7 protein-coding genes are annotated in these 5,983 nt (G+C 34.6%); all 7 read right to left on the bottom strand.

Annotated features, from left to right (window positions below):
* Nucleotides 1-146 precede the first annotated feature (146 nt).
* The 7 genes from B2741_RS02625 to B2741_RS02595 all read right to left on the bottom strand — a co-directional run bounded on the left by B2741_RS02625 (nt 147) and on the right by B2741_RS02595 (nt 5,902).
* Entirely contained in the window at nt 147-1,238 is a 1,092-nt protein-coding gene (locus B2741_RS02625) for a hypothetical protein (RefSeq protein ID WP_291135180.1), read from the bottom strand.
* A 158-nt stretch (nt 1,239-1,396) separates the two neighbouring features.
* Nucleotides 1,397-1,870 carry a hypothetical protein gene (locus B2741_RS02620; protein ID WP_291135178.1) on the bottom strand — a complete coding sequence of 158 codons (474 nt, stop codon included), beginning with the start codon at nt 1,868-1,870 and terminating at the stop codon, nt 1,397-1,399.
* Nucleotides 1,871-2,037: 167 nt separating this feature from the next.
* Nucleotides 2,038-2,763, bottom strand: a complete 726-nt coding sequence (locus tag B2741_RS02615; RefSeq protein ID WP_291135176.1) for a hypothetical protein — start codon at nt 2,761-2,763, stop codon at nt 2,038-2,040.
* A complete protein-coding gene (locus B2741_RS02610; RefSeq protein ID WP_291135174.1) occupies nt 2,753-3,868 on the bottom strand; it encodes an AAA family ATPase in 1,116 nt (371 codons plus the stop codon). The genes B2741_RS02615 and B2741_RS02610 overlap by 11 nt, the downstream gene beginning before the upstream one ends.
* A gap of 229 nt (nt 3,869-4,097) precedes the next feature.
* A complete protein-coding gene (locus B2741_RS02605) occupies nt 4,098-4,373 on the bottom strand; it encodes a hypothetical protein (RefSeq protein ID WP_291135172.1) in 276 nt (91 codons plus the stop codon).
* 337 nt (nt 4,374-4,710) lie between these two features.
* On the bottom strand, nt 4,711-5,262 hold the full coding sequence (locus B2741_RS02600) for a membrane lipoprotein lipid attachment site-containing protein (protein ID WP_291135170.1): 552 nt from the start codon (nt 5,260-5,262) through the stop codon (nt 4,711-4,713).
* Between the two features lie 268 nt (nt 5,263-5,530).
* A complete protein-coding gene (locus tag B2741_RS02595; protein WP_291135168.1) occupies nt 5,531-5,902 on the bottom strand; it encodes a hypothetical protein in 372 nt (123 codons plus the stop codon).
* Nucleotides 5,903-5,983: the final 81 nt, after the last annotated feature.

The raw sequence follows: 5,983 nt of genomic DNA, 5'->3' as shown, positions 1-5,983 counted from the left end.
GCTTGCCTATAACGTTTCGCGGACACGTGAAGTTGTGAAGCCAGCGAACTGAGTTGTTTCCGCTAAGATAGAATTTATTCGTGTAAATAGAGTGGAAGCTACTCAAAACCAGCAATTTCTCGTGACCGCTGTTGGCAGCAGTTCTTTTAAATCTCTCGTCTTTCTACATATTCCAAAAGATTAGAATTACAGACAGTAAAGCCGTCAATAAATTGAAAAAAAACAGAATTAAAATTTATATATTTTACGCTTTCGTATAATCCAATTTGATTTCCACGCGCAATATGTAGCAAATTCTTCAATACAGCAAATGATATTCCTATGAATATAGCATTTTTGAGGAAAAAGCGATTTGGTAAAAATTCATATAGTGGCACAATCTCATGGTTTCTTAGAGCTTCGATACCGGCAACTTTAAATACTCGTACTCCGTAATTTTTACTTTGGGATAGTTTTTCATTAGAAAGTAGAGAGTTTCCGACAAAGTTTAAATATGTTCTCGCGAGAATTCTTTCATAGTGAGCTAACTTAATCAATTGATCAAGGTTACCATCATTATACTCTTTGCCTTCTAGTTTTGGATCCTCAACGTAAAAAATAGAATTTGACATTTTGTTATCTTCATTGGCGATAGCAAGTTCTGTTATATATCCTTTTACTTCTGTTGGCGAACCATTAATTTTGACTTCTATTTTTTCAAATTGCTTTCTCCAAGTGTCAAACTTGTTATCAGAAAATGGTACAGCAGTTCGTCGTCCTTTCGCCTCAGCCAGACATGGTGCATTGTTATTATCAATAAAAAGAAAGTCTGGAGTATCTCCTTCTTGAATTCGATCTACCGAAATATGCGCAAATTCTGGAGGTAGTTTTCTTCCGAGTAGCGTACCAATATTTGCCATAAAGCCGGTGCCAAATGTCTTTTCCACAAAATATCTGCAAATTGTTTGTCCCAATACTCTTGAATTTTCTTTTCGAGGATCTTTTGATGCACCTGGATGTGCGCCTTCGAATTTAAACTCACGAATATTCTCTATTAAATAATTTAACGCGGGAAATTGCCCGTAAAACTTAACAGGTCGTAAATCATCAAATTCTTCTAAAAGGAATTTTGCACAAAGTTCATCCAAATCAATTTCGATTTTATTTAAGAATTTTTTTGCCTTTTGATCAAAAATAAAATTCCCTGAAAACCCAGGTTGAAAATTGTTGGTCTCTAAAATAATTTCTCTTTTATTCATATTGCTGGTTTAGAATTGCTGCCAACGTTTCGCGCACAGGCGACGTTGCGACCAAAGCGGAAACGAGTATTTTCCGCTAAGATAGAATTTATTCGTGAAAATAGAGCCGAAGCTACTGAAAACCAGCAATGATCGCTTGTGCGCTGTTGTGTGTTGTTCTATTTCAAGTACAATTCTCTTAAATCCCGCCCAGATTCAATATAAGGTTTGTCCGGATTATTGATTACATAGTTTTTCACAGCCTCTTTTGTAATTGAATCTAAAAAATTCTCGCCGAATCGTTTTAGAATTTCTTCGAGCATTAGATTTTCGTAACAATAATTTCTAAATCCTTCTGGCGCCGCAATATCTGAGAAGCTGTGAGATTTTAATCTAATATTATATCTTTTTAGTAGCTCTTGAAGTTCCGAGTCAAAACTTTCTGCATCGGAAATAAAATATGTCAAACGATTTCTTTGAATATCAGCGTTAGCTTTTCTGGTTTGATTGATACAAGCTGTATCGATTGTTTTGACAGTTGCGTTTGATTTTTGCAAATTCAAAAAGTCAATTTGATTGTAAGCAACGACTTCATTAGGTTTTTTACAATTGCAAAGTAATACTGCGATGATGATTGGAAAAAGATGCTTCATGTTTAGCGTTTCAGAAGAATTACACACAACGTCCCGCGCACAGGCGACGTTGCGCCCAAAGCGGAAACGAGTATTTTCCGCTAAGATAGAATTTATTCGTGAAAATGGAGTCGAAGCTACTGAGAACCAGCAATGATCGCTTGTGCGCTGTTAGCAGAAGTACCAATTTAATGCAGTCGCTTTATCAATTCTTCGTTTCCATAATAGTCGTGAAGAAAAACCGGAAACGCACTTAACACCGCAACAGTCGAAGTTGGTTTGATATATTTACTCAACTGATTTGAAAAAACTATAGATTGAGAATAAAGTTGAGTTGGAAATGAATATACACCCACTATAATAAATCTCATCTTTTTCAAATGTGTAGTGATTAATTGTTGCCAAATTTTAAGATCATAGCCATTAAAATTGATTAGGTGTTTTAAAGCATCTTTAGCCACAAGTCCCTTATACTTTATATTGATTTTACATTGTACTGTTGAATCATGAAACGTTTCATGATCGCAAACATGCTTTAGTGATTCAACCATTGGATAACTTATATATAGTTTTCCTTTATCGGTCTCTTCATTGAAAAAATCTAAAAGTTCTTCTAGCCTACCATCATCTGCCATTGACGAATGACCATCATAGTCAAAAAACATATAAATTTCAGCAAAGTCATCTCTCTTGTAAGTAGCTAGCGTATCTTTTTTATCGTAATTTCTGTCTTTGATGAGATTAAAAGTATCTAAATCTTCGTCAGCTTTAATTTCTTTATAAATCTGATATATCTCAGCACCATAAACTGATTTTATAGTTGTGTTTTCTTGCAAAAAAAACTTCTGCAAACTTGAAACAATTTGTGCTTCAGCATTTTCCCCCTCAAATACAAATAGAATTTTATTCGACATTAAACGAGCCCGATTTATACATTTTTTCAATATTGTGTGCTTCTCTCAACTCTTTAGTTGTGCTTTTCGATAAAGAGCGAATATTCCTTTTTGTCATTTCAAAATAACAATCCGGTCTTAGAAGATCATTAGTCATTATTGATGTATTATGCGTAGTTAAAAGGAATTGAACTCCAGTTTCTTTTAATTTTTCTACAATAATCTCTGACAAAGAATGATGGTAAAAAGCGTCGAACTCATCTATAAAAACAAATGAAACTTTAGAAGTACCTTTTATATTCTGATACCAAAAATAAAATAAAGCTAAAGCTAAAGTTCCCGTTGAAGCTACTTCATTAAAAGGCAACTGCCTCCCATTAAAATCAAAGGCGATGGAATTTTTGTCCAATTCCTCGACTACTGATAGCTTGCACTCAATCCCTGCATTATTTAAAAACTTTTCAAAGTCCTCAACATTCTTTTTCTTTACTATATCTTCTAAAATATTTCTTCCTCCAATATCGAAGCCCAAATATGTTCTATCTAGCAATGATCTGAAATAAAGCATCTGTTCTACGTGAGTAAATAAAGATATAAATGCATCGTTATAATCATTGCGGATAAGTTCTGTATTGTTTTTGACATATTTTAGTATTGATAACTCTGGATTGTCAATCTCAGTTTTTAGGTTTTCAGCTCCTTCAAGCTTTACAAATCCGATCGATGTTTTAGACCTATCAAATAAAATTTGTTCAACCCCGTCTATTTGCAGACGTTCGTATACGATTGTTTTATAATCAGTCTTTTTATATTCGTAAATTATGATTTTCGAATTCATCCAAAATTCATAATAAAAATATGCAACTTCAGAACCAGAGAAAGCATTTAAATAATTTTTATATACAGCCTCATTTCTCTGCTTATCTGTTAGATGCTCGATTATATCAAAAATAGCCAAAGCTAAATTGGATTTGCCGACACCATTGTGTCCATAAATTATAGCATTGTTAACAATCCCATCTTTGATTGATTCCTTGTTGAACTCGTACCCGTTTGTATTTGTCAAATCGAGTTCGTATTCTTTTTCAAAACTTTTGAAGTTTGAGACTTTAAATTTTCTAAGCACGATTTTTTTTTAGAAGTAAAAATAAACAAAATAAAATAGCGCCGTAATTTTTTTACGGTATTTTTAACATGGTACTTTTTAGGTATTTCTGCTAACGTTTCGCCGCCATGTCTAGTTGCGGCCGAAATAGCAGAGTATTTTCCGCTACTGTGAACGAAGTTAATGAAATTGGCGTTTCCGGCGACACGAATGCAGCAATTAGTCATGGCGGCTGTTACCTGCTGGCGCTTTATTCATGTTGTCGTAGCCAAATTGAATCATTTGCTTTTGACGTATAATTCCACAAAATCTCATTATTTATCTTTTTCGAAACTAATAACTTTTCATTCTCGACTTTCCAATCCGCGCCGTAATATTTTAAAACATGAATAACATTTTCTTTATGTTTTCTCGTCATCATTGTCGGCATTTCGATTAATCCATTGCTATCAAAAACTTGCGGAACATATTCCTTGTATCCACTTGCGACAACATTTTCATGTTTTCGATTGCATGAAAATATCATTAAAAGTATTAATACAGATGTTATATTTTTTAGTTTCATTTTTGTGGTCTTTCAGCGCAATCTTGGCGGCGCTTGCAGGTAACGTTCCGCGCATAGACCTTGTGGCGGCGAAGCGAGTTGAGTTGTCTCGGCTAAGATAATGTTTTTCGTGAAAAATAGAGTTCAAGCAACTGAAAACCAGCCATAAGTTCTATGCGCTGTTACATGCAGGCTTTATGATAGGTTTATGTTTTGATATCTCTTTTAAAGCGTTTCCAGTATTAGCTCGGTTTTAAACTGCGTTAATACCGAGTTTTCCACTAGAAGCATCGTTGTTTCATATGTATAAAATTTAATATTATTGTGTAAACTGCATATCAAAGCGTCCTTCTCTAATTTGGTGAACAATACCGGAATTGTCTTTAATGTCATACCAAAACGTGCCAGAAACAATGCGATTTTCAGAGTCTAGTTTGGAGATTTTTAGCTCGCCTGAGTGCTCAGCTGACGTGTAACTGTCATCAATCACACCAGTACTGCTATTTCCAACAAACAAACCTCCCAATGCATTACCGTCCGCACGCTCATAGAGACTGTAAGTTTGTCCTTCGCCAATTTGTAATCTTAAAGTGCCTATTACGAGCGATGTTAAAATATTATTTTCTGTACTGTTTGCGTTTACATTAAAATAATATCCGCCATCTACAAATTGATAAAAACATTGATAAGAGTTTGGGTTTAAACCTGGTTTGAAAACCTCCCCATCGAGAAGGCAGCCAAAAGTATTAGCGCCAATTTGTGTTTCCGGGGGAAGTTGATAGATGGGTGATGGAGCTGGTAATTGACCGTCGTCATCGTTGCAGGAAGTTAGAAATATTGTGATGACTATAAGGGAGATTATTTTTTTCATTCTTTTATAAAATATAAATTTTTATTGAGGCATTAATAAAGTGCGTAAATATTCATTATGTCAACCTATTTTCGGACGAGAGGTTTTCGAAGCTTGCCTGTAACGTTTCGCGCATAGACCTTGTGGCGGCGAAGCGAACTGAGTTGTCTCGGCTAAGATAATGTTTTTCGTGAAAAAAGAGTTCCGGTGACGAAAAACCAGCCATAAGTTTTATGCGCTGTTGGCAGAAGTGCAAATAACAAATTATCTTCTTTGAATGTTTAAAAATTTACTCGCAAAGCATTGTATCAAAATCAACATGAAGTTGAGTTGAACCATTGTCATCAACTGTTACCCATTTGAAATTTTTCAATACGTAAGCATTTCCGCCATCTAATTTCACCCATTCATCTATTCCTCGCGCAGCATTACTTAAATCTTGTTTGGTAGACATTCCGATTGCCGCAACATAATTTCTATTTTTCACTAAATATTTGCACGTATTTTTTTGGATGTTTTCTTCTGCTTGCGCCGTAGAAATAAATTTCGATTTAGTTAGTGATGGCAAAGTATTATTAACTTCAATTGGTGACATTGAGCTCGCGCATGATGTAAAAAGTAGAATCAATATTACACGATTTAGTTTTGTTAATTTCCTCATCTTAGATAGATTTAAAGTTTACAAATATCAATTTAGTTTACGGTTGCTGATGCATTTCTGCCAACGTTTCGCGGACACGTG

Origin of the sequence: Flavobacterium sp. UBA7663, assembly GCF_002483315.1 — a bacterium.
Lineage (GTDB): Bacteria > Bacteroidota > Bacteroidia > Flavobacteriales > Flavobacteriaceae > Flavobacterium.
Note: the sequence above shows the minus strand (reverse complement) of the source record. Positions and strands in the feature narration are given on the sequence as shown.

Excerpts from the sequence above, each read along its gene's own strand:
- B2741_RS02625 (WP_291135180.1), bottom strand. The coding sequence starts at position 1,238 with ATGAATAAAAGAGAAATTATTTTAGAGACCAACAATTTTCAACCTGGG.
- B2741_RS02620 (WP_291135178.1), bottom strand. The coding sequence starts at position 1,870 with ATGAAGCATCTTTTTCCAATCATCATCGCAGTATTACTTTGCAATTGT.
- B2741_RS02615 (WP_291135176.1), bottom strand. The coding sequence starts at position 2,763 with ATGTCGAATAAAATTCTATTTGTATTTGAGGGGGAAAATGCTGAAGCA.
- B2741_RS02605 (WP_291135172.1), bottom strand. The coding sequence starts at position 4,373 with ATGATATTTTCATGCAATCGAAAACATGAAAATGTTGTCGCAAGTGGA.
- B2741_RS02600 (WP_291135170.1), bottom strand. The coding sequence starts at position 5,262 with ATGAAAAAAATAATCTCCCTTATAGTCATCACAATATTTCTAACTTCC.
- B2741_RS02595 (WP_291135168.1), bottom strand. The coding sequence starts at position 5,902 with ATGAGGAAATTAACAAAACTAAATCGTGTAATATTGATTCTACTTTTT.